The sequence below is a fragment of the Lysobacter sp. Soil_C_15 genome, from assembly GCF_057657315.1.
Genome location: NZ_JBDGIR010000007.1, coordinates 21,653 through 47,302, shown reverse-complemented (window position 1 = coordinate 47,302; position 25,650 = coordinate 21,653). Strand labels below are relative to the sequence as shown.

At 71.3% G+C, this 25,650-nt stretch carries 20 protein-coding genes; 12 read left to right on the top strand and 8 right to left on the bottom strand.

Features of this window, described 5'->3' with window-relative positions; genetic code table 11:
* Window positions 1-53 precede the first annotated feature (53 nt).
* On the top strand, window positions 54-1,295 hold the full coding sequence (locus AC3A57_RS16520; protein ID WP_487579922.1) for a PDZ domain-containing protein: 1,242 nt from the start codon (window positions 54-56) through the stop codon (window positions 1,293-1,295).
* Between the two features lie 100 nt (window positions 1,296-1,395).
* Here the strand turns inward: AC3A57_RS16520 and AC3A57_RS16515 are convergent, their stop codons facing one another.
* The 5 genes from AC3A57_RS16515 to AC3A57_RS16495 all read right to left on the bottom strand — a co-directional run bounded on the left by AC3A57_RS16515 (window position 1,396) and on the right by AC3A57_RS16495 (window position 7,196).
* A complete protein-coding gene (locus tag AC3A57_RS16515; RefSeq protein ID WP_487579921.1) occupies window positions 1,396-2,334 on the bottom strand; it encodes a DUF6607 family protein in 939 nt (312 codons plus the stop codon).
* A gap of 64 nt (window positions 2,335-2,398) precedes the next feature.
* Window positions 2,399-2,980: a Hemin transport protein gene (locus AC3A57_RS16510; protein ID WP_487579920.1), complete on the bottom strand. Its 582-nt coding sequence runs from the start codon at window positions 2,978-2,980 to the stop codon at window positions 2,399-2,401.
* Window positions 2,981-2,983: 3 nt separating this feature from the next.
* Window positions 2,984-5,281 (bottom strand): TonB-dependent hemoglobin/transferrin/lactoferrin family receptor, encoded by a 2,298-nt coding sequence (locus AC3A57_RS16505; RefSeq protein ID WP_487579919.1) that lies wholly within the window; start codon window positions 5,279-5,281, stop codon window positions 2,984-2,986.
* A gap of 540 nt (window positions 5,282-5,821) precedes the next feature.
* Window positions 5,822-6,067: a hemin uptake protein HemP gene (hemP, locus tag AC3A57_RS16500; protein WP_221673479.1), complete on the bottom strand. Its 246-nt coding sequence runs from the start codon at window positions 6,065-6,067 to the stop codon at window positions 5,822-5,824.
* A gap of 157 nt (window positions 6,068-6,224) precedes the next feature.
* Window positions 6,225-7,196: an aldo/keto reductase gene (locus AC3A57_RS16495; RefSeq protein ID WP_487579918.1), complete on the bottom strand. Its 972-nt coding sequence runs from the start codon at window positions 7,194-7,196 to the stop codon at window positions 6,225-6,227.
* Window positions 7,197-7,264: 68 nt separating this feature from the next.
* On the opposite strand from AC3A57_RS16495, the gene AC3A57_RS16490 reads away from it, so the two are divergent.
* The 10 genes from AC3A57_RS16490 (at window position 7,265) to dusB (ending at window position 20,958) form a co-directional block, all read left to right on the top strand.
* A complete protein-coding gene (locus tag AC3A57_RS16490) occupies window positions 7,265-8,218 on the top strand; it encodes a hypothetical protein (protein WP_487579917.1) in 954 nt (317 codons plus the stop codon).
* Between the two features lie 720 nt (window positions 8,219-8,938).
* On the top strand, window positions 8,939-9,529 hold the full coding sequence (locus AC3A57_RS16485) for a TMEM165/GDT1 family protein (RefSeq protein ID WP_487579916.1): 591 nt from the start codon (window positions 8,939-8,941) through the stop codon (window positions 9,527-9,529).
* An 88-nt stretch (window positions 9,530-9,617) separates the two neighbouring features.
* Window positions 9,618-10,754 (top strand): GGDEF domain-containing protein, encoded by a 1,137-nt coding sequence (locus tag AC3A57_RS16480; protein WP_487579915.1) that lies wholly within the window; start codon window positions 9,618-9,620, stop codon window positions 10,752-10,754.
* 257 nt (window positions 10,755-11,011) lie between these two features.
* The gene (locus AC3A57_RS16475) at window positions 11,012-12,310 is read left to right on the top strand and encodes a NupC/NupG family nucleoside CNT transporter (protein ID WP_487579914.1); all 1,299 of its coding nucleotides are present in this window, start codon (window positions 11,012-11,014) and stop codon (window positions 12,308-12,310) included.
* Window positions 12,311-12,314: 4 nt separating this feature from the next.
* Window positions 12,315-13,292 carry a ribokinase gene (locus AC3A57_RS16470; RefSeq protein ID WP_487579913.1) on the top strand — a complete coding sequence of 326 codons (978 nt, stop codon included), beginning with the start codon at window positions 12,315-12,317 and terminating at the stop codon, window positions 13,290-13,292.
* A gap of 358 nt (window positions 13,293-13,650) precedes the next feature.
* Window positions 13,651-15,771, top strand: coding sequence for a TonB-dependent receptor (locus AC3A57_RS16465; protein ID WP_487579912.1), 2,121 nt, complete (start codon window positions 13,651-13,653; stop codon window positions 15,769-15,771).
* A gap of 20 nt (window positions 15,772-15,791) precedes the next feature.
* A complete protein-coding gene (locus AC3A57_RS16460; protein ID WP_487579911.1) occupies window positions 15,792-16,898 on the top strand; it encodes a PepSY-associated TM helix domain-containing protein in 1,107 nt (368 codons plus the stop codon).
* A gap of 228 nt (window positions 16,899-17,126) precedes the next feature.
* Window positions 17,127-19,298, top strand: coding sequence for a TonB-dependent siderophore receptor (locus AC3A57_RS16455; protein WP_487579910.1), 2,172 nt, complete (start codon window positions 17,127-17,129; stop codon window positions 19,296-19,298).
* 174 nt (window positions 19,299-19,472) lie between these two features.
* Window positions 19,473-19,808, top strand: a complete 336-nt coding sequence (locus tag AC3A57_RS16450) for a YegP family protein (RefSeq protein ID WP_487579909.1) — start codon at window positions 19,473-19,475, stop codon at window positions 19,806-19,808.
* Between the two features lie 151 nt (window positions 19,809-19,959).
* A complete protein-coding gene (gene dusB, locus AC3A57_RS16445) occupies window positions 19,960-20,958 on the top strand; it encodes a tRNA dihydrouridine synthase DusB (protein ID WP_487579908.1) in 999 nt (332 codons plus the stop codon).
* Window positions 20,959-20,965: 7 nt separating this feature from the next.
* Here the strand turns inward: dusB and AC3A57_RS16440 are convergent, their stop codons facing one another.
* Entirely contained in the window at window positions 20,966-22,027 is a 1,062-nt protein-coding gene (locus tag AC3A57_RS16440; protein ID WP_487579907.1) for a metal-dependent hydrolase, read from the bottom strand.
* Between the two features lie 117 nt (window positions 22,028-22,144).
* Here AC3A57_RS16440 and AC3A57_RS16435 point away from each other — a divergent pair, with 117 nt between their 5' ends.
* Window positions 22,145-22,864, top strand: a complete 720-nt coding sequence (locus tag AC3A57_RS16435) for an aspartate/glutamate racemase family protein (RefSeq protein ID WP_487579906.1) — start codon at window positions 22,145-22,147, stop codon at window positions 22,862-22,864.
* A gap of 72 nt (window positions 22,865-22,936) precedes the next feature.
* Here AC3A57_RS16435 and AC3A57_RS16430 read toward each other — a convergent pair whose 3' ends face one another.
* The gene (locus AC3A57_RS16430; protein ID WP_487579905.1) at window positions 22,937-23,764 is read right to left on the bottom strand and encodes a UDP-2,3-diacylglucosamine diphosphatase; all 828 of its coding nucleotides are present in this window, start codon (window positions 23,762-23,764) and stop codon (window positions 22,937-22,939) included.
* Window positions 23,761-25,521: a bifunctional ornithine lipid synthase OlsF gene (gene olsF, locus AC3A57_RS16425; protein WP_487579904.1), complete on the bottom strand. Its 1,761-nt coding sequence runs from the start codon at window positions 25,519-25,521 to the stop codon at window positions 23,761-23,763. Before olsF ends, AC3A57_RS16430 begins: the two co-directional genes overlap by 4 nt.
* Window positions 25,522-25,650: the final 129 nt, after the last annotated feature.

Here is a 25,650-nt window from a genome sequence, read left to right as displayed (position 1 = left end):
ACCGCCTTCCTTCCGTCTTTCCCGACCCACCCAGCATCACCGCGGAGACCGCCATGCAACGCCCGATCCTGCTTCCCTTGTTGCTCGCCGCAGCCGTCGCCGGCGCGCTCGCCAGCGTCGCCGCGGCCAGTTCCGCGGCCGAACCGGCCGGCGCCGCGCCGCAGGCGCAGCGCAAGACCATCGTCGTCGCCCATCCGGACGGCCATCCGGCGCCGCTGGCGCAGCGGGTCAAGCGGCCCTTGCTGGGCGTGATCATCGACGCCGACGACGACGCCGGCGTGCGCGTGCTCGCGGTCACTCCCGACGGCGGCGCGGCCAAGGCCGGGCTGCGCAGCGGCGACCGCCTGCTGTCGATCGACGGCAGCGCGATCGACGGCGCCGACCAGGACGCGCGCCTGGCCAAGGCCCGCACCCTGCTCGGCAAGCTGCAGACCGAGCGCGCCGCGCAGCTGCGCTACCGCCGCGACGGCCGCGACGCCACGGTCGCGGTCGTCCCGCAGCTCGGCAACCGGGTAGTGGTGCTCGATCGCGCCGACGGCGCGGGGCCCGGCCCGCGCCGCGAAGTGCGCATCCACCGCATCGGCGACGGCGAGACCTTCGAGTTCCACGACGCCGGTTTCGACTTCGATTTCGATGCCGCGGTCGCCCCGGCCGTCGCTGCGGCGGTGGCGCCGCAGGTGCGCAGCGAGGTGATCCGGCTCAGCCGCAACGACCGCTGCAAGGGCGGCGATTGCAAGTGGCCGGCGATCAGCGAAGCGCTGCGCTGGAACGGCCTCAACCTGGCCTCGGTCGACGCCAAGCTCGGCCGTTACTTCGGCGCCCAGCGCGGCGTGCTGGTGCTCAGCACCGGGCCGGAACTGGCCGGACTGGAAGCCGGCGACGTGATCCAGAGCATCGACGGCCGTCGCGTCGACACCCCGCGCCAGGCGATGGAGGCGCTGCGCGGCAAGTCCGAGGGCAGCCAGGTCGCGGTCGATTACCTGCGCGACCGGCGCAACGCCCAGACCCAGCTGAAAGTGCCGAAGGCGATCAATTGGACGCCGCCGCGCCCGCCGGCGCCGCCGGCACCGCCCGCGCCGCCGTCCGCACCCGACCTGCCGCCTCCGCCGGCACCGCCTGCACCGCCCTCCGCGTCCGACCTGCCGGCTCCGCCGACCCCGCCGGCTCCGCCTGCGCCGCCCAAGCGCAGCGCATCGGCCCGATCGCCGGCCATGGCCTTCGCGCCGCCGGCGCCGCCCGCTCCGCCGGCGCCGCCGAGCTGGGCCGACAGCGCCCGCATCCACGCGGTGTATTGAACCGGGTGCGGATCGGAACGCAGCAACGACGAAGGCCGCAGCTCGCGCTCCGGCCTTCCGCATTGCGCCGGTCGGCCCGGCGCGTGCTGCGCATCCGCGCTTACTCGGCCGGCGCGCGCTCGACCCACTTGGCGAACACCGCGTCGATCTGGCCGGCGCCGACCGGCTTGCCCGCTTCGCGCTGGCCGGCCTGCTCGAACAAGGGAATGATCATGGCCATGCCGTCGACCTTGGTCTTCAGGCGCACGCCCGGGGCCTGGCCGAGATAGCGCTCCCAGCGCTCGCGCACCTGCGCCCAATAGTCCTTGGTCGCGGTCCAATACGCGTAGGCCGGCTTGAAATCGACTTCGCGGGTCTTCTGGTAGTCGTTGAAGCCGAACTCGCGCGCCAATTCCTCCTGGCTGCCGTCGGGCCTGCGCAGCACCTTGGTGTTGAACTGCTCGTGGGTCCAGCCGCCCGGGGTCAGGGTGTGGCGGTTGACCGCGACGATGGCGTTGTAGTCGCTGCGCTTGGTGTACTCGCGCCGCGGCAGCGGCCGCCAGCTCGCATCGCTGGTCCAGGTCGCCACGCCGTTGGCGTAGTCCCAGCGTCCGGTGCCGCAGTAGCGGGGCGCGTCGCTGACTTCGTACACGCATTGGGTCCAGGCGCCGCGGTTGAGCTCGGCCGCGATCGGCCGCACCTGCCAGGTCTGGTCGGCGCTGAATTCGAAGCGCTGCGGCGTCTCGAAGCGCCAGTCCTGGCGCCAGTGCTTGGTCACATGGCCGCTCTTCGCGTCGACCAGGATGTGCTGCAGGACGATCTTGCCGGGCCGGTCCTCGACCACGATCACGGTCTCGTTGCCGCCGCTGCGCATCGCCGGCGCGCGCTCGTAGCCCGGCTTGAGCAGCACGGTTTCGTCGAAGGCGAAATCGACGATGTATTCGCCCTGCATCGCCAGGATCGAGGCGCGATCGCGCTCGGGCGCGGGCGCCGCCGATGCGGCGAGCGGAGTCAGCAGGCAGATCGCCAGCAGGCTGGCGCGGTGGGTCGGTCGGGTCATGGCGAAAGCTCGTGAGTCGTCGGAGTAGAAAGAAACCAAAGAAGAACAGGGAATGCGGCGCGGCTCAGGCCGGTGCCGCGGCCTCGGCGCGGTCGGTCCGGCGCGAAGCCAGGCAGCAGCAGGCGTCGGCCTGCGCGTGCAGGCGCGCGCCCTCGGCCGCGGCGATGCGCCGCGCGTGCGCCAGGCCCAGCGCCGACGGCTCGGCGCGATCGGCCAGCAGGATGCAGTGGCCGGCCTCGTCGGCCAGCACCTGCAGGCGCAGGATCCGCGCCTGCCAGGGGCCGCGCAGCCGGCGCAGCCAGCGCCGGCGCAGGCGCGCCCAGGCGCCGCTGCGGGCCTCGCCGCCGCGGCAGGCCGGCAGCGCCGCGATGGCGTCGTCCCAAGCCAGGAAATCGCTGTCCGGCAACAGATACAGGCAGCAACAGGCGCGCCCGGCGCGGTCGCGGAACAACACCGCCTCCCAGCGGTCTTCGCCGTCGCGGCGCAGCAGGCGCTCGGCGCGCTGCGCATGCAACCAGCCGTCCAGCGCGTCGCGATGGCGCGGCGGATACACGCACAGCACCGTCGCCACCGCGGCCAGATGCTCCGGCGCCGGCATGGCGGCGCCCTCGGCATCGGCGGCAACGGCCGGCGACGGCGCGCGCATGGCTTACCAGCTCACCGAGACGCTGGCGCCGACGTTGCGGCCCGGCGCGGTGTAGCGGTCCAGGATGGCGCTGCTCGCGCTCAGGCCCGGCAGATCGCCGGCGTCCCAGTAGGTCTTGTCGGTCAGGTTGAACACGCCGACGTGGAAGCGCGCGCCCGGGGCGAAGTCCCAGTGCGCGAGCAGGTCGAGTACGCCGTAGCCCGGTGCGGCGAAACGGTCCGGCGCCGGCAGCTCGGTCTGGTGGCGGGCGAAACGACCCGCCAGTTCGACGCCCCAGGCCTCGCGGTCGTAAGCCACGCCCAGGCTGGCGGTAAGCGGCGCGATCGATTCCAGCGGCCGCCCGGCGGTCTTGTCCTCGCCCTTGCTGTAGGCGGCCGCGCCGCGCAGCGACCAGCCCGCCAGCGCGTCGTTCCAGGCGCCGAAGTCGATGCCGCCGCGCAGCTCGACGCCGCGGATCCGCGCCTTGGCCACGTTCTGCGACTGGAACACGATCAACGGCGTCTGCGGCGGCGCGCTGACCTGGCGGTTGGATTCGATGAAGTCCTGGTAATCGTTGTAGTACGCCGACAGCTGGGCGTAGCCGACCGGGTTGCTGAAACGCAGGCCGAGTTCGTAGCCGTCGCTGGTCTCCGGCTTCAGGTTCGGGTTCGGGATCGCGGTGTAGCCGAACTGCAGATTGGTGAAGCCCAGGTTGACGTCGCTGTAGGGCGGCGCGCGGAAGCCGCGCTGGTAGCCGCCGTACAGCGACCAGTCCGGGGCGAAGTGCCAGACCGCGCCGAGCTTGGGCGAGACGCTGGTCTTGCTGAGATCGCTGACCTGCACGCCGGGGTTGTCGCCGTCCCAGATCGCGTCCTTCTGCGGCCGCAACTCATAGCGGTCCACCCGCACCGCAGGCACCAGGCGGAAGGCGCCGTCGGCGAAGCGGATCTCGTCCTGGACGAACGCGCCGGCATTGCGGGTCTTGCTGACCGGGAAGTCGCGCACCGGGAACACGTCGGGCAGGATCGCGTTGCTGACCGCGCCGGTGCTCAGGTTGACCGCGCGGCCGTCTCGCTTCTGGCGGAACTGCGTGGCTTCGTACTCGAAGCCGTAGGTTAGGGTGTGTTCGACCGCGCCGGTGGCGAAGTCCTTGTGCGCGGTGGCCTCGGCGCCGTAGACGCGCTGGTCGAAGTCGAACTCGCGCAGGCGCAGGGTCGGACTGGTTTCGCGGCCGCCGATCACGCTGACCCGGTGCTCGCGGGTGCGCTGGTTGGTTTCGCTGTCCTGGCGATAGACCTGCCAGCGCAACGAATCGGCCAGGGCGCCGTCGAGCGCGTCGATTTCGTGCGCGAACGCGACCCGGGCCCGGGTCTGGCGGTCGTTGCCGGTCTGCGACAGCACCCGCACCGCCGGCGCGCCGGGCATCGACAAGGCGGTGCCGCGCGCGCTGTAGACGTCGGTGTCGGTCTGGTCTTCGCTGCCTTCCACGGTCAGGCGGAAGCGTTGGTTCTCGCTCGGCGCGTACACCAGCTTGGTCAGCAGGCTGCGGCCGTCGTTGCTCTGCGGGTTGGGCCGGGTGCGGCGCGCATCCAACGAGGCGCGCCCGCCCTGGTTGTGGGTCTCCTCGCCCTGGTGGTGGTTGAGCACCGCCAGGCCGGACCAGCGCTCGCCGCCGAACGCCGCGGTGGCGCCGCCGAACAGGCTCTCGCTCTTGCCCTCGTAGCCGAGCTTGAGGCCGAAATAGCTGCCGGCGCCGTCCTTCAGATAGTCCTGCGGGTCCTTGCTGACGAACGCGACCACGCCGCCGAGCGCGTCGGATCCGTGCAGCGCGCTGCTCGGGCCGCGCACGATCTCGACTTCCTTGACCGTGTCCAGGTCGACGAAGTTGCGCCCGGCGCTGGAGAAGCTGCCGATCGAGAAGCCGTCGGAGATCGAGATGCCGTCGACCAGCACCCGCACCCGGTTGCCGCCGAGACCGCGGATGCGGATGTCGCCGAGGCCGAAGCGTTCGCGGTTGGCGCCGACCTCGATCCCGGGCTCGTAGCGGAACAGATCCTTGAGGTCGCGCACCAGTTCGCGGTCCATGCGCTCGCGGTCGATCGCGCTGACCGTCGCCGGCACGTCCTGCACCGCGCGTTCGGTGCGGGTCGCGCTGACCACCACGCGCTGCAGTTCGTTGACGTCGCCGGAGGCGTCGGCCGCGTCGGCGGCGTGGGCCAGCGCGGGCAAGGCCAGGCTCAAGGCCAGGGCGAGCGCGCAGCGGGCGGGATGGGGGCGGGCGACGGAAGAGAAGGAGGCAACACGGGCGTGGACGCGGGACATGCTTCGACTCGGATTGGGAAGTGGGCCGAGGCGAGCTGGCGTCCGCGTAGATCGGGGCTGGCAGCCTTAGAGAGAGAAGGTGCTGGCGGGTCGGCGGGGCCGACGCATCGCACCGCGCCCATGCCGGGCGCGGTGCGGGTGGTGCAGGCGATGGCGTTGGGTGCCGGCGCCTCGGTCGCTTGCGCCGTGCACGGCGCAAGCGACCGACGTGGGGAGGGAGCGGCGTCGGGTGCCTCGGAGCGTGCCGGCCTGGGCAGAGAGCGAATGTCGCCTCTCGTGCCCGGCCGGGGCGCGCGCCGAACGTGGGCTTGTTTGGAACGAACCGGCTTGAGCGAGAAAGCGGGATGCTGCCTTCCGGTGCCTGGCCGGGGCGCGCCGAACCTGGGTTTGTTTGGAGCGGACCGGCCCGAGCGACAGGATGTTGCCTTCTCGTGCTCGGCCGGGACGCGCCAAAGGTGGGGTTGTTTGGAACGAACCGGCTTGAGCGAGAAAGCGGGATGCTGCTTTCTCGTGTCTGGCCGGTGCGCGCCGAACGTCGGGTTACTTGGTCAGAATCAACTTGTCGTTGCGGGTATGGCGCAGGCGGTAGACCTCGCCGCCGTGGCGGATCAGCACTTCGCGCGCGCCGCGCAGCAACGAGGTGCTTTCCAGCAGCACGCCCTGGGCCGCGGCGACGACGGCCGAGGTCACCGAAGCGGGGGCGACGGCGGCGACCGGGGGGGCCGGCGCGACGATGGACACGGAACGATCAGTACGGGGCTTCAGCTGCAGCACCGGGTTGCGCATGGACATGGCGGTGACTCGTTCGGGGGTGGGCTCGGTAAAAATGATAATGATTCTCATTTAACCGTCAACACCCCGGCGGCCGGAACTGCGACTGAGGTCAAACGCGGCACAGCCGCGGTCGCGGCGGCCGGCAGCCCGGCCCTGTTCATCCCCCGGCTCAGGCCACCGCGTTCTCGATCCGCAGCCAATCCGCCCCGCCGATCCGCCCGGCCAGTTCCAGCGCCTGCAGGTTCTGCCGCAGCTGATCGCTGCGGCTGGCGCCGAGGATCACGCTGGACACATGCGGGTTGCGCAGGCACCAGGCGATCGCCAGCGGCGCCGGCGGTTCGCCGAGTTCGCGCGCGATCGCCACGAAGGCCTCGACCCGGGCCAGCCGGCGCTGCTCCGAGCCGCCGACCACCAGCCGTTGCAACCAGGCGGTATCGGCCAGGCCGAGCCGGCCCTGGCCGGAGAAGCCGTCGCGGTATTTGCCGCTGAGCAGGCCCGAGGCCAGCGGCGACCAGGTGGTGGCGCCCAGGCCCAGCTCGGCGTACAGCGGCGCGTATTCCAGTTCGACCCGCTCGCGGTGCAGCAGGTTGTACTGCGGCTGTTCCATGGTCGGCGGATGCAGGTGCTGGGCGCGGGCGATCTTGTGCGCTTCGCGGATCGACGCCGCCGGCCACTCCGAGGTGCCCCAGTACAGCACCTTGCCCTGGCGGATCAGGCCGTCCATCGCCCATACCGTTTCCTCGATCGGCACGTCCGGATCGGGGCGATGGCAGTAGTACAGATCCAGGTGCTCGACCTGCAGCCGGCGCAGCGCATCGTGGCAGGCTTCGACCACGTGCTTGCGCGACAGGCCCTTCTGGGTCGGAAGCGGGTCCTCGACCGAACCGAACATGACCTTGCTCGACACGCAGTAGCCGTCGCGCGGCAGGCGCAACTGCGCCAGCGCCTGCCCCATCACCCGCTCGGCCTCGCCGTTGGCGTAGCCCTCGGCGTTGTCGAAGAAATTGATCCCATGGTCCCAGGCGGTGGCGATCAGCTCGCGGGCCAGATCGGCGCCGACCTGGCTGCCGAAGGTGACCCAGGCGCCGAACGACAGCGCCGACAATTGCAGCCCGGACGAACCCAGTCGACGATATTGCATGGCGGCGCTCCGCGGATCGGCGATTGCGGGCATGCTACGCCCACGGACGTAAAGGCGAAGGACGGCTTGTGGCCAAATCGGGCATTCGAATCGTGCCGGCGGCGCTGATCGCGATCGCGGTCGCGTTGTTGGGTTGGCAGCTGTGGCGCGCGAAGGCGCCGCCAACGGCGAGCCCGGCCGAGCCGGCGCAGACCGCGGACCCGGCGCCCGCCGGCGAGGACGCGGCCGGCGCGCCGGCCGCGACGCAAAACGAGCGCAAGATCCAGCCCAGCCGCGGCCCGGCCTATCGCAATCCGCAGTTGGCCGATCTCAAGCAGCGCGCCGACGGCGGCGACAGCCGCGCCGCCTGCGAACTGGGCGTCGACCTGCTGCGCTGCGTCGACCTGACTCCGGCCGAACAGGTGCTGGCCAATGCCGAGGCCAATTCGCGCACCCAGATGCCGGCCGAGCAGCGCGCCTACCACGAACGCACGGTCGCCCGGGCGCGGCAGTTGTTGGCCGAATGCCGCAACGCCCCCGAGGACGCCTGGCACCAGGGCAATCACTACCTGCGTCAGGCGGCGCTGGCCGGCGAACCCGAGGCGATGTATCGCTATGCGCGCGGCGATTCGGTGCTGGCCGACTACTCGCGCATGGCCACGCCGGAGTTCGACCGCTGGCGCGCCGAGGCCGGCAACATGCTGCAACTCTCGTTCGAGGCCGGCTATCTGCCCTCGGTATTCGACCTGATGGTCGCCTACAGCGACAACTCGTCGCCGATCGCCGGGCTGGTGGCGAACGACCCGACCAAGGCGCGGGCGATGCGGCTGCTGGTCGGCCGCCTGGCGGGCAAGAACGCCGATCCGCCCGAGGCCCGCCATGCCGCGCTGGAACCGGCGGCCGCGGCGCTGGCGGCGCAGTGGCAGCGCGATTATTTCCCCACGGTCAAACCGCCGCTGCAGCGCTTGCCGCGGATCATGCCGGGCGGCTTCGCGACCCTGTTCTCCGAAGACAACGCCGGACCGCCCTGTTCGCAGCCCTGACAGGCGCGTGGCCGACGCCCGCAAACGCCGCCGCGCCGTCTGCAGGAGCGGCGTAAGCCGCGACCGGGGGCGCGCAGAACGCCCGCCGCCTGCGCCGTTGGGCCGACGCCATGCGCCATGCGCCATGCGCCATGCGCCATCGTGCGAGGCAACCGCCCAAGGGGGTAGGAGCGACGCAAGTCGCGACCGTGCCGCTTCGGCGTCGACGCCGCTGGCCGGAGGGCGTCGCGTCTTCGGTCGCGGCTTACGCCGCTGCTACAGGGAGCGGGCGACGCAGATGAAGCAGGTGACGCGGTACGGGCAGCCGGCGCGGTTGCCGGATGGGCGCGGTCGCGGCTTGCGTCGCTTCTACCCCGCTTCTACCCCGCTCCTGTCCCGCTCCTGTCCCGCTTCGGCGCGGGGGCTCGCGGCCTGTCCCAATCGGGCGATTGCGAAACGTTCTCATTCGCCGGGTATCGCCGAAGCTGGCGTACAATCGCCGCACTTTCCTCCTCCGGGGAGTAGCCCACCCGCCGACGCAAGTCCGCGGGGGCATGCGTCAACACACTTGGCCAACCGGCCATGGCGCATGAGCGGCAGCCAGCAGGTCCGCGATCCGGCATTCCGGCGCGGCCGCCAGCCACCACGGGCAAGACCGAAGGCAGGCGTTGCGCGTAACCCGGGTCGGGCCGCGCGGCGTCCGCCTTCGCGTCCACGCGAATGCCCGACCCCGGAGTTTCCATGGATCTGTCCTTCCTGCCGGTCTCGGTCGCCACCACCGCGGTCTCGACCGGCACCGTCGCGCTCGCCGAAATCGGCGACAAGACCCAGTTGCTGGCCCTGCTGCTCGCCGCCCGCTTCCGCAAGCCCTGGCCGATCATCGCCGGCATCTTGGTCGCGACCCTGCTCAATCACGCCCTGGCCGCCTGGTTCGGCACCCTGATCGCGCAGTGGCTGCGCCCGGAAATGTTGCGCTGGGTGGTCGCCGCCAGCTTCCTCGCGGTCGCCTTGTGGACCCTCAAGCCCGACCGGCTCGACGACGAGGAGCCGCACTTCTCCGCCCGCGGCGCCTTCCTCGCCACCACCATCGCCTTCTTCTTCGCCGAGATCGGCGACAAGACCCAGGTCGCGACCGTGCTGCTGGCGACCCGCTACGAACCGCTGTGGGGCGTGATCGCCGGCACCACCGTCGGCATGCTGCTGGCCAACGTGCCGGTGGCCCTGCTCGGCAGCCGCTTCGCCGACCGTTTGCCGCTCAAGACCGCGCGCCTGCTGGCCGCGGCGGTGTTCGCCGCCCTCGCGATCTGGGTCGCCCTGCGCGGAATCGGCTGATTTCCCGCCGATTCCGGGCCCGGCGGGAGCCGCTCGCGCGGCTCTCGCGCTATGCTCGCGGCGACCGCAAACGGGGAGTCGGGTAAGGATGCACGGCATCGGCGGGAGGCTGCGCAGCGTGGTGCTGGCGCTGTTGGTGCGGCCCGACGAAATCATGCTCGAGATCGGCGCCGGCGGCGAACTGCTGGTGGCGCGGCTGCGCGCGCTGCTGGCGGCGATGCTGCTGTTGCTGCCGTTGTTCAACGCGATCGGCGGCGGCAGCGTCCGCGAGACCCTGATCGGCCTGGGCGGGGCGATCTTCGTCAACGTGTTCTCGCAGCTGTGGCTGGCCCTGGCCCGGCGCCAGCGCCGCTACCGGTGGCTGCCGTTCGTCACCGCCGCGTTCGACGTCACCGCTACCACCCTGGTGCTGATCGCGCTGGCGGTGGAGCACCCGCCGGCCGGGCTCAACAGCCTGATCGTGTGGTGCGGCTACCTGTTCGCGATCCTGCTGACCGCACTGCGCAGCGACGGCCGGGTGGCGCTGTTCGCCGGCCTGCTGGCCCTGGTCGAGTACGGCCTGCTGATCGTGGGCGTGTTCGCCGCGGCGACCTCGCCGGAAGACCTGCTGTCCAGCGACTACGGCGCGGTCACCGTCGGCAGCCAGACCCAGCGCCTGGTGCTGCTGGCGATGATGACCGTGGCCACCTCGATGGTGGTGTACCGGATGCAGCGCCTGATCGAGATGTCCGGCACCGACGGCCTGACCCGGTTGCCGAACCGGACCTGGCTGACCCATCGCATCCCGCGCCTGTTCGACACCGTGCGCCGCGACGGCGGCAGCCTGACCCTGGCCCTGATCGACCTGGACCACTTCAAGCGGATCAACGACGAGTACGGCCATCGCTTGGGCGACCGCAGCCTGCGCCACCTGGTCGCGGTGCTGCGCGAGCAGGCCGAGCCCAGCGAATGGCTGGTGCGGCTGTCCGGCGGCGAGTTCCTGCTGGTGATGCGCAAGCCGCTGGGCACGGCGTTCGAGGAGGTCGACGCGATCCGCCGCACCGTCGCCGAACGCCCGTTCGAACCCGGCCGCGGCGCCGAGCCGCTGTGGCTGAGCTTCAGCGCCGGCCTGGTGACCTTCCCGCAGGAGGGCGGCGACCTCTCGCGCCTGCTGCGCCGCGCCGACCAGCGCCTGCAGCGGGCCAAGCAGTCCGGGCGCAATCGGGTGATGGCGCGGGATATCTGAACCGAATCGCCGCAAACGGCACGGTCGGCTCGTCCGTCCGCGCCGCCGGCGGCATCGGCGCGCCGCCTGTGGGCCCGCCCGGCGTCGCCGGCATGGGCGCATCGTGCGCCGATCCGGCCCGGATCGGGCCCGGTTCGTGGCCGATTTTCGCGCTTCCGGGCCGGCCGCGGCTTGCCGCTGGCGCGGCCAGCCACTAGGCTGCGCCGACTATTAGAACGCTGACAAGCCGCCGGGGCTCCGGCGCCGGGGAGAATGGAGTGGATTCGATCGTACGCGTGGGCTTCGGCCTGTTCGGTTTGGCGGTGCTGGTCGGCATCGCCTGGCTGTTTTCGGTCAACCGTCGTTCGGTGGACTGGAGGCTGGTGGTCACCGGCATCACCTTGCAGATCGCCTTCGCGGCCGTGGTGCTGCTGGTGCCGGGCGGCAAGGACGTGTTCGACGCGATCGGCAAGGGCTTCGTGCACGTGCTCGAGTTCGTCGGCGCCGGCTCGAAGTTCATCTTCGGCGACCTGATGGACGTCAGCAAATTCGGCTTCATCTTCGCCTTCCAGGTGCTGCCGACGATCATCTTCTTCTCCGCCCTGATGGGCGTGCTGTACCACCTGGGCGTGATGCAGGCGGTGGTGCGCGGCATGGCCTGGGCGATCACCAAGGTCATGCGCGTGTCCGGCGCCGAGACCACCAGCGTCTGCGCCAGCGTGTTCATCGGCCAGACCGAAGCGCCGCTGACCGTGCGCCCGTACATCCCGAAGATGACCGAGTCGGAGCTGATCACGATGATGATCGGCGGCATGGCCCACATCGCCGGCGGCGTGCTCGCCGCCTACGTCGGCATGCTCGGCGCCGGCGACGCCGACGCTCAGGCCTTCTACGCCAAGCACCTGCTCGCCGCCTCGATCATGGCCGCGCCGGCCACTCTGGTGATCGCCAAGATCCTGGTGCCGGAAACCGGCGAGCCGCTGACCCGCGGCACGGTCAAGATGGAAGTCGAGAAGCACACCGCCAACGTCATCGACGCGGCCGCCGCCGGCGCCGGCGACGGCCTGCGCCTGGCGCTGAACATCGGCGCGATGCTGCTGGCCTTCATCGCCCTGATCGCCCTGGTCAACGCGCCGCTGACCTGGATCGGCGAGCAGACCGGCCTGGCCGCGGCGATCGGCAAGCCGACCGACCTGTCGACCCTGCTCGGCTTCGTGCTGGCGCCGATCGCCTGGGTCATCGGCACCCCGTGGGCCGACGCCAACGTGGTCGGCGGCCTGATCGGCGAGAAGGTCGTGCTCAACGAATTCGTCGCCTATACCCACCTGGCCGACATCGTCAACGGCAAGGTCGCCGGCGTCGCCCTCAGCGACGAGGGCCGCCTGATCGCCACCTACGCCCTGTGCGGCTTCGCCAACTTCAGCTCGATCGCGATCCAGATCGGCGGCATCGGCGGGCTGGCCCCGGAGCGCCGCCAGGACCTGGCCCGGTTCGGCCTGCGCGCGGTGCTCGGCGGCTCGATCGCGACCTTCATGACCGCGACCATCGCCGGCGTGCTGACCCACTTCTCGGCCTAAGCGCATGAGTCAGGAAACCAGCGGCCGCGTCGTCGTAGTCGGTTCGTTCAACGTCGACCACGTCTGGTCGCTGCCGGCGCTGCCGCGCCCGGGCGAGACCCTGGCAGGCACCTACCACACCGGTCCCGGCGGCAAGGGCTTCAACCAGGCCATCGCCGCCCTGCGCGCCGGCGCATCGACCCGCTTCGTCTGCGCCCTCGGCGAGGACGCCGGCGGCCAACTGGCGCGCGCGCTCGCCGCCGGCGACGGTCTGGAGCTGCACGACCTGCGCAGCGAACAGCCGACCGGCACCGCCGGCATCTACGTCGACGCCGACGGCCGCAACAGCATCGTCATCGGCGCCGGCGCCAACGCCGAGCTGTCGCCGGCCTGGGTCGAGGCCCAGGCCGATGCGCTGGATACGGCGCAGGTCGTGCTGAGCCAGTTGGAGACCCCGGTCGAATCGGCCTGCGCCGCGTTCGAACGCGGCCGCCGCGCCGGCGCCGTGACCGTGCTCAATCCAGCCCCGGCCGACGCGATCGCCAGCGACGCCTTGTGGGCGCTGGCCGAGGTGATCACCCCGAACGAGACCGAGTTCTGCGCCCAACTGCGCCGCCGCTGCGGGATCGAGCTCGATCCCGACGCCCTGGCCGGGCTCGACGACGCGGTCCTGCACGGCCATTGCCGCGCCCTGCTGGCGCACGGCAGTGTGGTGGTGACCCTGGGCAAGGCCGGCTGCTTCGTCTCCCACGCCGACGGCGCGCTGCGCGGCGACGCGCGCGCCTACTACCGCTGCCCCGCCGCCGCCGTACACGCCATCGATACCACCGGCGCCGGCGACGCCTTCAACGGCGCCCTCGCCGCCGACCTGGCGCGCGATCCGGCGGCGCCGTTCGAGCGCCACATCGCCTACGCCAGCCGCTACGCCGGCTTGTCCACCGAGCGCCCCGGCGCCGCCGCGGCGATGCCGCGCGACGCCGAGGTCCGGGCGCGGTTCGGCTGAGTCGCGGCGCGGGCGAACCGCCGTCCGCAGCGCAAGGGTCTCTGTCGCGGTCGGATTGACGCGGCTCGCGCCGCAGCGGCGTTGCCGCGGTCGCGGCTTGCGCCGCTCCTGCCCCGCGACTCCGACACCACGCGCCCCCTTGAAGGTGCGGCGCAAGCCGCGATCACGGGGCGCCTACGGCACAGGCGTGGTTCTCCGAACCTGTTCCGGCCGCGCACCGATGCTGCCAAGCATCTGACAGATATAGGGTTCTGCCCTGCGAGGACGCACATCTGCGGCCTCGCCCTCAGCCAAGCTTTGATTTGAGAATGGTTCGCATTAACATGCGAGCCCTGTCGCAGTTCCCAGGCTCCCGTAGATGCCCCGCCTTCCGCTTCTGGCCAGCGCCGTGCTGGCCGCCCTCGCCGCGCCCCTCGCCCACGCCGACGCGGCCAAAGACCTCGACCGGGTCACCGTCTCGGCCAGCACCAGCCGGATGCCGAACTCGGAGGCCGCGCTGGCCAACACCATCACCGTGATCGACCAGGAACAGCTGCAGCAGCAGTTGGCGGTGACCCAGGACGTGTCGCAGGTGCTGGCCAACCTGATCCCCTCGTTCGCGCCCTCGCGGCAGAAGCTGACCAACGGCGGCGAGACCCTGCGCGGACGCAAGCCGCTGTATCTGGTCGACGGCGTGCCGCAGTCGACCCCGCTGCGCGAAGGCGGCCGCGACGGCCACACCATCGACCCGGCGATGATCGAGCGCATCGAGGTCATCCACGGCGCCAACGCGCTGCAGGGCCTGGGCGCTTCCGGCGGCATCATCAACATCATCACCAAGCGCGCGCCGCGCCAGGACGGCGAACGCTTCCAGGAGCTCAGCCTCGGCGCCAGCACCGCGCTGCCGAACCGCAGCGACAGCGTCGGCTACCGCGGCTCCTACCTGTTCGGCGTCCGCAGCGGCGCGGTCGATTTCGTCGGCGGCCTCAGCTACGCCAGCGAAGGCCTGTACTACGACGGCAACGGCGAGGCGATCGCGGTCAACGACATCCAGGGCGACCTGATGGACGCGCGCAGCTACAACCTGTTCGCCAAGACCGGCTGGGACATCGACGACGACAAGCGCCTGCAGCTGACCGCCAACCGCTACCAGCTGCGCGGCAACAACGACTACATCACCGTCAACGGCGACATCCGCACCGGCAAGCTGGCGACCTCGGCGCCGGGCAGCCGCGAGGGCCGCGGCGCGCAGAACCGATCGACTTCGCTGACCCTGGACTACAGCGACAAGTCGCTGGCCGGCGGCTACTTCAATGCCCAGTTGTTCTGGGTCGACTTCAAGGGCCTGTACGGCGCCACCGACTGGGAAGACTTCTGGCGCGACGGCCGCGACCGGCACTGGTGGGACCAGTCGCAGAACGTGTCGGAAAAGCTCGGCGCGAAGTTCGGCTGGTCGCGCGACAACCTGTTCGGCCTGCGCCTGCGCACCACCCTGGGCCTGGACTGGAACCGCGACAAGACCTATCAGGAGCTGGTCGTCGCCAAGCTCAAGTGGGTGCCGGAAACGCAGTACGAATCCTGGTCGCCGTTCGTCCAGGCCGAATGGTGGGTGGCCGACAAGCTGATGCTGACCGCCGGCGTGCGCCACGAGCGCGGCAAGCTGCGGGTGGACGACTTCACCACCATCCCGGCCAACGCCGGCGGCAGCCGCTTCGTCCGCGGCGGCTCGCCCAAGACCCGCGAGACCCTGCCCAACTTCGGCGCGGTGTTCGAAGCCAGCGACGCGCTGAAGTTCTACGCCTCCTACTCCGAGGGCTACACGGTGGCCGACATCGGCCGGGTGCTGCGCGGCATCACCGCGCCGAACCAGCGCGTCGACAACCTGGTCGACCTGTCGCCGGTGGTCTCGGACAACCGCGAAGTCGGCGTCGACTTCGACAACGGCCGTTGGCTGGCGCACCTGGCCGCGTACTGGTCCGATTCCGACCTCGGTTCGCGCCTGGCCTTCGACCGCAACACCCAGAGCTACAACGTGGTGCGCGAGCGCACCGAGATCCGCGGCATCGAGGGCAGCGTCGCGTTCCGGTTCTCCGAAGCCGGCAGGGTCGGCCTGGGCTACGCGCGCGCCAAGGGCCGCTACGACAGCGACGGCGACGACCGGGTCGACAGCGACCTGCCGGGCATCAACATCAGCCCCGACCGGCTGACCGCGTTCTGGGACCACACCTGGAACGACCGTCTCTCGACCCGGGTCCAGGGCAGCCGCGCCTTCGACCGCGATTTCGACGCCAAGGGCGTGCGCGTGGCCAGCACCGACGGCGTCACCACCGTCGACCTGCAGGCGCGGGTCAAGTTGCCGGTCGGCCAGCTCAACCTGGGCGTGGAAAACCTGTTCGACGAACAGTACGTGACCTATTACTCGCAGAGCACGCCGCGCAACGACACCTACGTCGCCGGCCGCGGGCGGGTGTTCAACCTCAACTGGTCGTATCGTTTCTAAGCCGCCCCGTCGCGCCCAGCATGAGTCCACGCCAGGCCCCCGCCCCGTTTCGCCAGCGCCTGCGCGGTGCGCTGAAGTGGCTGCACCTGTGGCTGGGCCTCGGCGCGGGCGCGGTGTTCGCAGTGGTCGCGCTGTCCGGCACCGTGCTCGCGTTCCAGCGCGAGCTGACGCTGTGGGCCTATCCGCACCTGGCCGAGCACGCCCTGCCGTCGCCGGCTCAGCGCGCGCAGGCGCTGGAGCGCATCGTCGGCCATTGGCAGGCGCAGGGCATGAGCTCGCTGGACCTGCCCAGCGCGCAGTTGCCGGTGTGGCAGGCGTATTTCCCCGACAACGAGCGCCGCTATTTCGACCCGGCCAGCGGCGAACTGCTGTTGACCCGCAACACCGGCAACGACCTGCTGCTGTGGCTGCGCGACCTGCACATCCATCTGCTGGCCGGCAAGACCGGCGAGCAGGTGCTGGGCGTCGCCGGCGTGATCGCGCTGTTCCTGCTGCTCAGCGGCCTGTACCTGTGGTGGCCGCGCTGGTCGGCCTGGCGCGCCAGCCTGCGCTGGTACGCCGGGCCGCCGACCCGGCGCTGGTTCAGCTGGCACCGCGGCCTGGGCCTGTGGCTGTTGCCGCTGACCCTGCTCGCCGCGCTGACCGGCACCGCCATGGTCTACGACGAGATCGCCCGCAACGCGCTGCGCGCCGCCTTCGCCGAGGCCAAGCCGGCCAAGCCGCCGAAACTGGCGGCCGGCGCAGGCACGGTCGACTGGGCTGCGGTGTTGCGCGCCGCCGACGCCGCGGCGGCGCCGGGCGGAGCGATGGCCGGCGCGCAGTTGCGCCGCATCGGTTTGCCGAAAGCCGGCAGCGGCCTGGTCTCGATCCGCGCCCGGATGCCGGGCGAATGGCACCCGGTCGGACGCTCCCAGGTGTGGATCGACCCGTATCGCGGCGCAGTGCTCGGCACCCTCGATGCGACCCGCCAGGGCCGCGGCTCGCGCATCTACGAATCGATCTATCCCTTGCACGGCGGCTTCGTCGGCGGCCTGGCCTGGCAGACCGTCACCGCCGTCGTCGGCCTGGCGCCGCCGTTCCTGCTGGTCACCGGCTTCCTGTTCTGGCGCCGCCGCCGCGGCCGCTGAGCGCTTTGCTGTAGGAGCGGCGTGAGCCGCAACGACCCAAGCGGTGTAATCCCGCGCTGCGTTGCGAAGCGAAACGCTTCACGCGCTGCGTGTGATGTCGCAATCCCGGCCGCACCGCTTGCGTACACCGCTCCGGTCGTCGCGGCTCACGCCGCTCCTACACGGAGCACTGACAACGCGCCGCGCCAATGCGAAAATGATAAGCATTATCGTTTTCATGGATGCTCGATGAAGTCGCCGTACCGCTCCGCCCCCGCCGCGCCGCTGCGCCGAAATCTGCTCGCCCTGCTCTGCGCCGCCTTCGCCGCGCCCGCCCTGGCCCAGCCCGCCGCCGACAGCGACAAGACCGCCGACCGCGACGCGATCGAGACCCTCGACGAAGTCACCGTGCAGGCGCAGCGCCAGGCGCGCTATCTGCAGCGCTGGAGCACCGGCGTGACCAAGGCCAACACGCCGCTGCTGGAAACCCCGATCTCGGTCTCGGTGGTGAGCCGCCAGCAGATCGACGACCAGAAGCCGCGCAGCGTGTCCGAAGCGCTGCGCTATACCCCGGGCGCCTTCGTCGGCCTGGTCGGTTCGGCCGACCGCTACGACTACATCGCCCTGCGCGGCTTCATCGACAACAGCACCGACAACAGCATCCTCGACGGGCTCAAGCTGCTCGGCGATTCCTCGGCCTACAACTCGGTGCAGATAGACCCGTATTTCCTCGAGCGCATCGACGTGTTCCGCGGCCCGTCCTCGGTGCTGTACGGACGCGCCTCGCCCGGCGGCTTCGCCGCGCTGACCAGCAAGAAGCCGCAATTCGATTACCTACGCTCGGTCGAGGTGACCGTCGGCAGCCGCAGCCAGGCCGGCGCCGCGTTCGACTTCGCCGGCCCCTTGCGCGAAGGCGACGGCGTGCGCGCCGCCTACCGCCTGACCGGCCTGGGCCGCGCCTCCGACACTCAGGTCGCGCACACCCGCCGCGAACGCTACGCCCTGGCGCCGTCGCTGCTGTTGCAGTTCGGCGAGGACACCAGCCTGCTGCTGCAGGCCAACCTGCAGCACGACCCCAGCGCCGGCTTCCACAGCGGCCTGCCGGCCGACGCCACCCTCAACACCCGCCACAACGGCCTGCGCATCCCGCCGCGCTTGTTCGACGGCGAACCCGGCAACGACGACTACTCGCGCACCCAGCGCCTGTACGGCTATCAGTTCGAACACCGCTTCAACCCGGACTGGAGCTTCCGCCAGCACTACCGGCACCTGGATTCGGACGTCGAGCTGCGCCAGATCTACGGCTACGGCTGGGCCGGCGAGCGCGAGCTCAACCGCTACCACACCGGCGGCGACGAATCGCTGCGCGCGCACGCCGTGGACAACCAGGTCCAGGGCCGCTTCGACACCGGCCGGATCAAGCACACCCTGACCGTCGGCGTGGACTATCAGAACCGCGACAACATCGGCTACTGGGAATCCGGCCTGGCCGAGCCGCTGGACGCGTTCGCGCCGCGCTACGGCCGCAGCCAGGTGCTGTCCGGGCGCAGCCACTGGCGCCACGATTTCGAGCAGACCGGGCTGTACCTGCACGACCAGATCGCCCTCGACCGGTGGCGGTTCTCGTTCAGCGGCCGCGAAGACCGCGTGCACATGGCCAACCTCGACCGCGACTTCGGCACCCGCTCGACCTGGAGCGGCTCGCGCTTCACCTCGCGGGTCGGCGCGGTATACCTGTTCGGCAACGGCGTCTCGCCCTATCTCAGCTACAGCGAGTCGTTCAACCCCAACCTGTACTCCGACCGCAACGGCCAGTTGCTCGATCCGACCGAGAGCCGGCAGAGCGAGATCGGGGTGAAGTACCAGCCGCCGGGCAGCGAAACCCTGCTCTCGCTGGCCGCCTACGACCTGGTCCAGGACAACGTCGCCTCGCGGGTGCTGGCCACCGACTACTACGAGCCGGCCGGCCAGGTGCGTTCGCGCGGCATCGAGCTGGAAGCCAAGTCGCAGCTCAGCGACCGCTTCAGCCTGATGGGCGGCTACACCTTCACCGACATGGAATACCGCCGCGGCGAGATGGCGCCGCGCGGCAATACCCCGTACCAGGCGCCGCGGCACATGGCCAGCCTGTGGGGCGACTATGCCTTCGCCGGCGGCGTCGGTCTGGGCGCCGGCGTGCGCTATGTCGGCACCAGTTGGGCCGACAACGCCAACACCCTCAAGGTGCCGGCCTACACCCTGCTCGACCTGTCGCTGCGTTACGAGCTGGGCCGCCTCAGCCAGGCCCTGCGCGGGCTGAGCCTGCGCCTGAACGCCAACAACCTGCTCGACAAGCGCTACGTCTCCTCCTGCGCCAGCCTGCTGTACTGCTACTACGGCGAGGAACGCAACCTCAGCGCGACCCTGCGCTACGAGTTCTGAGCCTCGCGCGCCCTGCGGACCGCCGCCCCCTCGCGGCGGTCCGCCCGGCCGGGCGCCGGGCTTGCTGCAGGACCGTCCGGCCGGATCGCATTCACGACTGCGTTCTACGGACGTATAGCAGGAAGTCGGGCCGCTCAATCCGGAGCGGCCGTCCACATCGCGAGGGAAGGACTCATGGCAGGCAAGTACGTCATCAGCAAGCGCAGCAACGGCGAATTCCAGTTCGTGCTCAAGGCCGGCAACGGCGAAACCATCCTCGGCAGCGAGGGCTACGACGACAAGGGCGGCTGCCGCAACGGCATCGCCTCGGTGCAGACCAACTGCGTCGACGACGAGCGCTACAAGCGCAAGACTTCGAGCAACGACAAACCCTACTTCGTCTTGACCGCGGCCAATCATCAGGTCATCGGCACCAGCGAGCTGTACTCCAGCGAAAACGCCCGCGACAACGGCATCGCTTCGGTCAAGCACAACGGCCCGACCACCACGATCGAAGACACCACCGCCTGATCGCCGGCGGGGCCGCCGCCCCGTGCAGCTGCCGGCGGCGCCGCCACCCGGCGCCGCCGGCGTATCCGGCCTGCGGCCCGGGCCGCGCGCCGCCCTGCCGCGGAACCCCGCCGTCGCGACCCGTTCCGGCCCGAGCCGATACAATGCGCGGATGCAGATCGGCCGCCATTCCATCGCCCCGCGGGTGATCCTGGCCCCCATGGCCGGGGTCACCGACAAACCCTTCCGGGTGCTGTGCAAGCGCCTGGGCGCCGGCCTGTGCGTGTCGGAGATGACCACCAGCGACCCGCGCTTCTGGACCACGGCCAAGTCGCGCCACCGCATGGACCACGCCGGCGAGCCCGACCCGATCAGCGTGCAGATCGCCGGCACCGTGCCGCAGGTGATGGCCGAGGCGGCGCGCTACAACGTCGACCACGGCGCCCAGATCGTCGACATCAACATGGGCTGTCCGGCCAAGAAGGTCTGCAACGCCTGGGCCGGCTCGGCGCTGATGCGCGACGAGGGCCTGGTCGCGCGGATCCTGGAGGCGGTGGTCGGTGCGGTCGAGGTGCCGGTGACCCTGAAGATCCGCACCGGCTGGGATCACGACCAGCGCAACGCGCCGGCCATCGCCCGCATCGCCCAGGACGCCGGCATCGCCGCGCTGACCGTGCACGGCCGCACCCGCGACCAGCAATACACCGGCCACGCCGAGTACGACACCATCGCCGCGATCAAGGCCGCGCTGAGCATCCCGGTGATCGCCAACGGCGACATCGACTCGCCGCGCAAGGCCGCGGCGGTGCTGGCCCATACCGGCTGCGATGCGGTCATGGTCGGCCGCGCCGCGCAGGGCCGGCCGTGGATCTTCCGCGAGATCGCCCACTTCCTGGAACACGGCGAAGAGCTGCCGCCGCCGAGCCTGGCCGAGGTGCGCGACTGGCTGCTCGGCCATCTGCAGCACCTGCACGCCTTCTACGGCGAAGTCTCCGGCGTGCGCATCGCCCGCAAGCACCTGGGCTGGTACGCCAAGGACCGCCCCGAAAACGCCGCCTTCCGCGCCGTGGTCAACCGCGCCGACAGCGCCGAGCTGCAACTGGGCCTGACCCGCGACTACTTCGACGCGCTGGTCGCGGGCCTGGCGCCGGAATTGCCGGCCGCGGCCTGAGCCGGCGCTACTGCGCGCCGGCTGCGGCCGAACCCGCCGGCACGGCCTGCGCCGCGGCCGACGCCTGCGGCTCGCGCCAGATCCGGCTCCACATCGCCGGCAGCTTGCGCGCCGCGTCCCAAGGCCACTTCAGTTGCTGCGGCGGCACTTCGCGCCAGCCGCCGCCGTCGCGCTGGGCGACCACGAAGCGGAAGCTGTAGTCGGGTTCGGCGCCCATCCGCAGGTCGGTCAGCACGATCTGCCCGTCGCGCTGTTCGGCCTTCATGAAGCCGTGGTTGAACCAACGCAGCCGGCGCACCGCCGGGTAGTCGGCGACCGCGTCGAACGCCGCCGCATCGGACCGGTAAACGCGGAACCGCATCGGCCCGCGGTCGGCGGCCAACGAACGCTCGCCCTCGACGAAACCGTCCGGCGTCATCGCCACCACCCGCCACAGCAGGATGTTGAACGGCATCGGCACCGAGAAACGCGGCGCATCCTGCAGGCCGAGTCCGGCCAACGCCGGTTCGGCGGCGCGTTCGACCTGCTGCTTGGCCCACAGCGAACCGCCCAGGTACAGCGTGCTCAACGCCAGGCCCAGCAGCAGCGCGGGTTGCGCGCTGCGCCGCTCGCGCGCGAACCAGGCCCACACGCAGGCGATCGCCAGCCATAGCGTGTACAGCGGGTCGATGATGAACACGCTCGACCACATCGTCGGCGGCGGCTGCAGCGGCCACCACAGTTGGGTGCCGTAGACGGTAAAGGCATCGAGCACCGGATGGGTCAGCAGGGCCGCCTGCATGGCCCAGAACCAGCGTTGCGGCGCCTGCGCGACCCGCCCGCCGCGGCGCCGGAACCAGGCCCAGACCAGCCAGCCCACGAACGGCAGCACCAGCAGCGAATGGCTGAGGCTGCGGTGCCAGGTCATGCGCTCGACCGGGTCGGCGGTGAGCAGGTTGACCGGAATCACGTCGAGGTCCGGCAGGGTCGCCAGCGCGGCGCCGGCGAGCAAGGCGGCGCGGCGATGTTGCGGCGGGGCGATGGCGGCGCTCAGGGCGGCGCCGAGCACGATCTGGGTCAGGGAATCCATGCGCGGATGCTAACCGCGAAGGCGGCCGGCCCGGGTTTGTTTTTCGTTGCCGTGCGGCCGTGCACGCGCGCTCGCCGGCGACGCATACTCGCAGGCCCGTCCCGACCGACCCCGCGCATGACCGACGCCCCGCCCCTGCACATCGGCATCGTCGCCTGCTCCGCCGAAGGCGCCGCGCTGTGTTACCGCACGATCTGCGCCGAAGCCGCGCCTTTGCTCGGCGCGCACGCGCATCCGACCGTGTCCCTGCACGGCCTGTCGCTGGCCGACTACGTCGATTGCCTGGACCGCGGCGACCTGGCCGGCGTCGGCGAGCTGATGCTGCACTCGGCCCAGGCCCTGGCCCGGGCCGGCGCGCAGTTGCTGATCTGCCCGGACAACACCATCCATCAGGCCATGCCCTACGTGCTGCCGCGCTCGCCGCTGCCGTGGCTGCACATCGCCGAGGTGGTCGCGCAGGAAGCGAAGGCGCGCGGCTACCGCCGGCTCGGCCTCACCGGCACCCAATGGCTGGTCGAGAGCGAGGTCTATCCGGAAAAGCTCGGCGCGCTGGGGCTGGACTACCGCCGCCCGGAAGCCGCACAGCGCGCGCGGATCGGCCGGCTGATCATGGACGAGCTGGTGTACGGCCGCTTCCAGGCCGACACGGTCGCCTATTTCCTCGAGGTCATCGCCGGGCTGCAGGCGCAAGGCTGCGACGCGGTGGTGCTGGGCTGCACCGAGATTCCACTGATCGTCGACGACGCCAATTCGCCGCTGCCGACCCTGGACTCGACCCGGCTGCTGGCGCGGGCCGCCTTGCGCCGCGCGCTCGGCGCCGCGACGGCGACGCCCTGACCGCCCGCCCTCGCCCTCTCCCCTTCCGTCCTGGAAAGGGAGAGGGCCCTCGTGCCCGGTGCGCGGCGCCGCTCAGGCCGCGTGCGGCAGCGCGCCGCCCAGCCGCCGCGGCGCGCGCGCCGGCAGCAGGGCCAGGGTTTCGCCGGTATGGGCCAACAGGCGCAGCGTGCCGTCCGGATCTTCGGCCAAGGCGGTCAGGCTTTCGACCCAGTCGCCGTCGTTGGCGTAGACGCAGCCTTCGCGCTCGAACAACGCGGCGCGGTGGATGTGGCCGCAGACGATGCCGTCCAGGCCGCGCCGGCGCGCGTCGCCCAGGCCGGCCTGGACGAAGCGGGCGATGTAGCGTTCGGCCGCGCCGCTGCGGCGCTTGAGGAAGTCGGCCAGCGACCAGTAGCGCAGGCCGAAGCGGCGCCGCACCCGGTTGGTCAGGCGGTTGCCGGTGAGGATGCGCTCGTACAGCCAGTCGCCGAACTTTTCCTGCATGCCGCCGAACTGGGTCGCGGCGTCGTAGTCGTCGCCGTGCACCACCAGCAGGCGGCGACCGTCGGCGGTGAGGTGGATCGCGCGCCGACGCACCTGCATGCGCGGCAGCGCCAAGCCGCAAAAGCGGCGGATCGAACGATCGTGATTGCCGGGCACGTAGATCAGCTCGGTGCCGGCGCGGGTCAGCGCGTGCAAGGCCTCGACCACCCGGTACTGGGCCGCGCCCCAGGCGGCGCGATGCTGCGCCATCCACCACAGGTCGACGATGTCGCCGACCAGGTACAGGCGATCGCAACGCAGACCCTGCAGAAAATCGGCGAGTTCCGCGGCGTGGCAGTGCTTCGAGCCCAGATGCACGTCGGACACGAACACCGCTCGCCGGCGTACCGGCAATTGCGCGATCGATGCAGGACTCATGGCACGGCCTCGCTGGCGACGGACTCGGCGTCGGAATCGCTCGCGCAACTGCTGGCGGCCGGCGCCGGCGCGCCGAGATAGCGCTCGCGCTTCTTCGGCCGCAGCCGCAGCAGGTCCACTTCGATCAGGCCGTCGACCGCATCGCTGAACGCCGGATCGACGCCGAACGCGAGGAAGCGCGCGCCGCCGGGTTCGCACAGGTCGGTGTATTGCTTGTACAGCATCGGCAGGGCGGCGCCGAGCGCATCGAGATTGTTCTTGAGCACGCGGAACGCGGTCGCCGCGTCGACGGCGTCGAACTGCGGCGGCGCGGCGCGATAGACGAAGGGTTGGCGCGAGACCGCATCGGCTGCGGCCGCGCCGTAGTAGCGGGCGTAATAGGCGACGATCTGCTCGCGCGCGTCGGCCGGCAGCGCGGCGCTGATCGACACCGGGCCGAACAAGTAGCGCACGCCGGGGTGGCGCATCAGATAGGCGCCGATGCCCTGCCACAGGTAGTCGATGCTGCGGCTGCCCCAGTACTCCGGCACGACGAAACTGCGCCCCAGCTCCATGCCCTGGGCCAGGCGCGGCACCGCGTCGTCGGCGAAGCGGAACAGCGAGGCGGTGTAGAACCCGGCCAGGCCGCGCTCGGCCAGGATCCGGCTGCCGCGGCCGATCCGGTAGGCGCCGGCGATGCGCTGCGCGGCGGCGTCCCACAGCACGATGTGTTCGTACCAGCCGTCGTACAGGTCCACGTCCAGGCGCTGGCCGGTGCCCTCGCCGACCGCGCGGAAGGTCAGCTCGCGCAGCCGGCCGATCTCGCGCAGCAGCGGCGCGCCGGCGTCGAGCCGGCCGACCCGGATCTGCTTGCCGTCCAGGGTGTGGCCCAGCGACGCCATCGCCTCGACCCCGGCCCGGACCAGGGCCGGATCGACCGCCTCGACCAGCGGCTCGGGGCCGACCGGCGCGGCGCGCTCGTGCGCGGTGCCGATCGCGTGCAGCTCGCGCCGCACCTCGCGCAGCAGCTGCTGCGGGTCGCCGTCGGCCGGCAGCTGCAGCGGCCGGCCGACGCGCAGGGCGATGCGGCGGCTGCGGCGGGCGAACATCTCGCGCGCCAGCAAGGCGGTGCCGGCCGGCTTGAACAGCGCCGAGGCGCCGTAGAACAGCGCCGAATTGCGCGCCTCGATCCGCACCGGCAGCACCGGCGCGGCGGTCTTGCGGGCGAAGCTGAGGAAGCCGCGGCGCCAGCGCCCGTCGGCGACCCCGCGCAGGCCGAGCCGGGCGACTTCGCCGGCCGGAAACACGATCACACACTGTTCGGCGCGCAGCGCCGCCTCGATCGCCTGCAGGCTCTCGGCGCTCGGCCGGCCGCCCAGGATCCGCACCGGCAACAGCAGCCCCGACAGCGGCTCCAACGCCGACAGCAGGTCGTTGGCGACGATGCGCACGTCGCGCCGGACCCGGCCGACCGCGTCGAGCAGGGCCAGGGCGTCGAGCGCGCCGGAGGGATGGTTGGCGACGATCAGCAACCGGCCGCGGGCCGGGATCCGCTCCAGCTCGGCCGGATCGGCCAGATAACGGGCCTGGAGGAAATCCAGCGCGCCGCCGACGAAGGCGAAATCGCGCAGGTGGCCGTTCTCGGCCAGGAAGCGGTCGACCAGGTCGAAACGCGACCAGCGCCCCAGGGTGCGCAGCAGCGGCCGGGCCAGGCTGCCGCGGCGGCCCCGGAACCATTGCGGGAAGCGCTCTTGCAGTCGGCGTTCGAGAGGCAGCATCGGCGTCGCAGTCGGCGGCGGTATGCCGCGGAGCCTGCGCCGGGGCGGCGACAGGCCTGTGGCGGTTTGCGGTCAGTGCGATGACAGCGCCGGGCCGGCCGGCTTGGCGGCTTTGGGCGAAGATGCCCG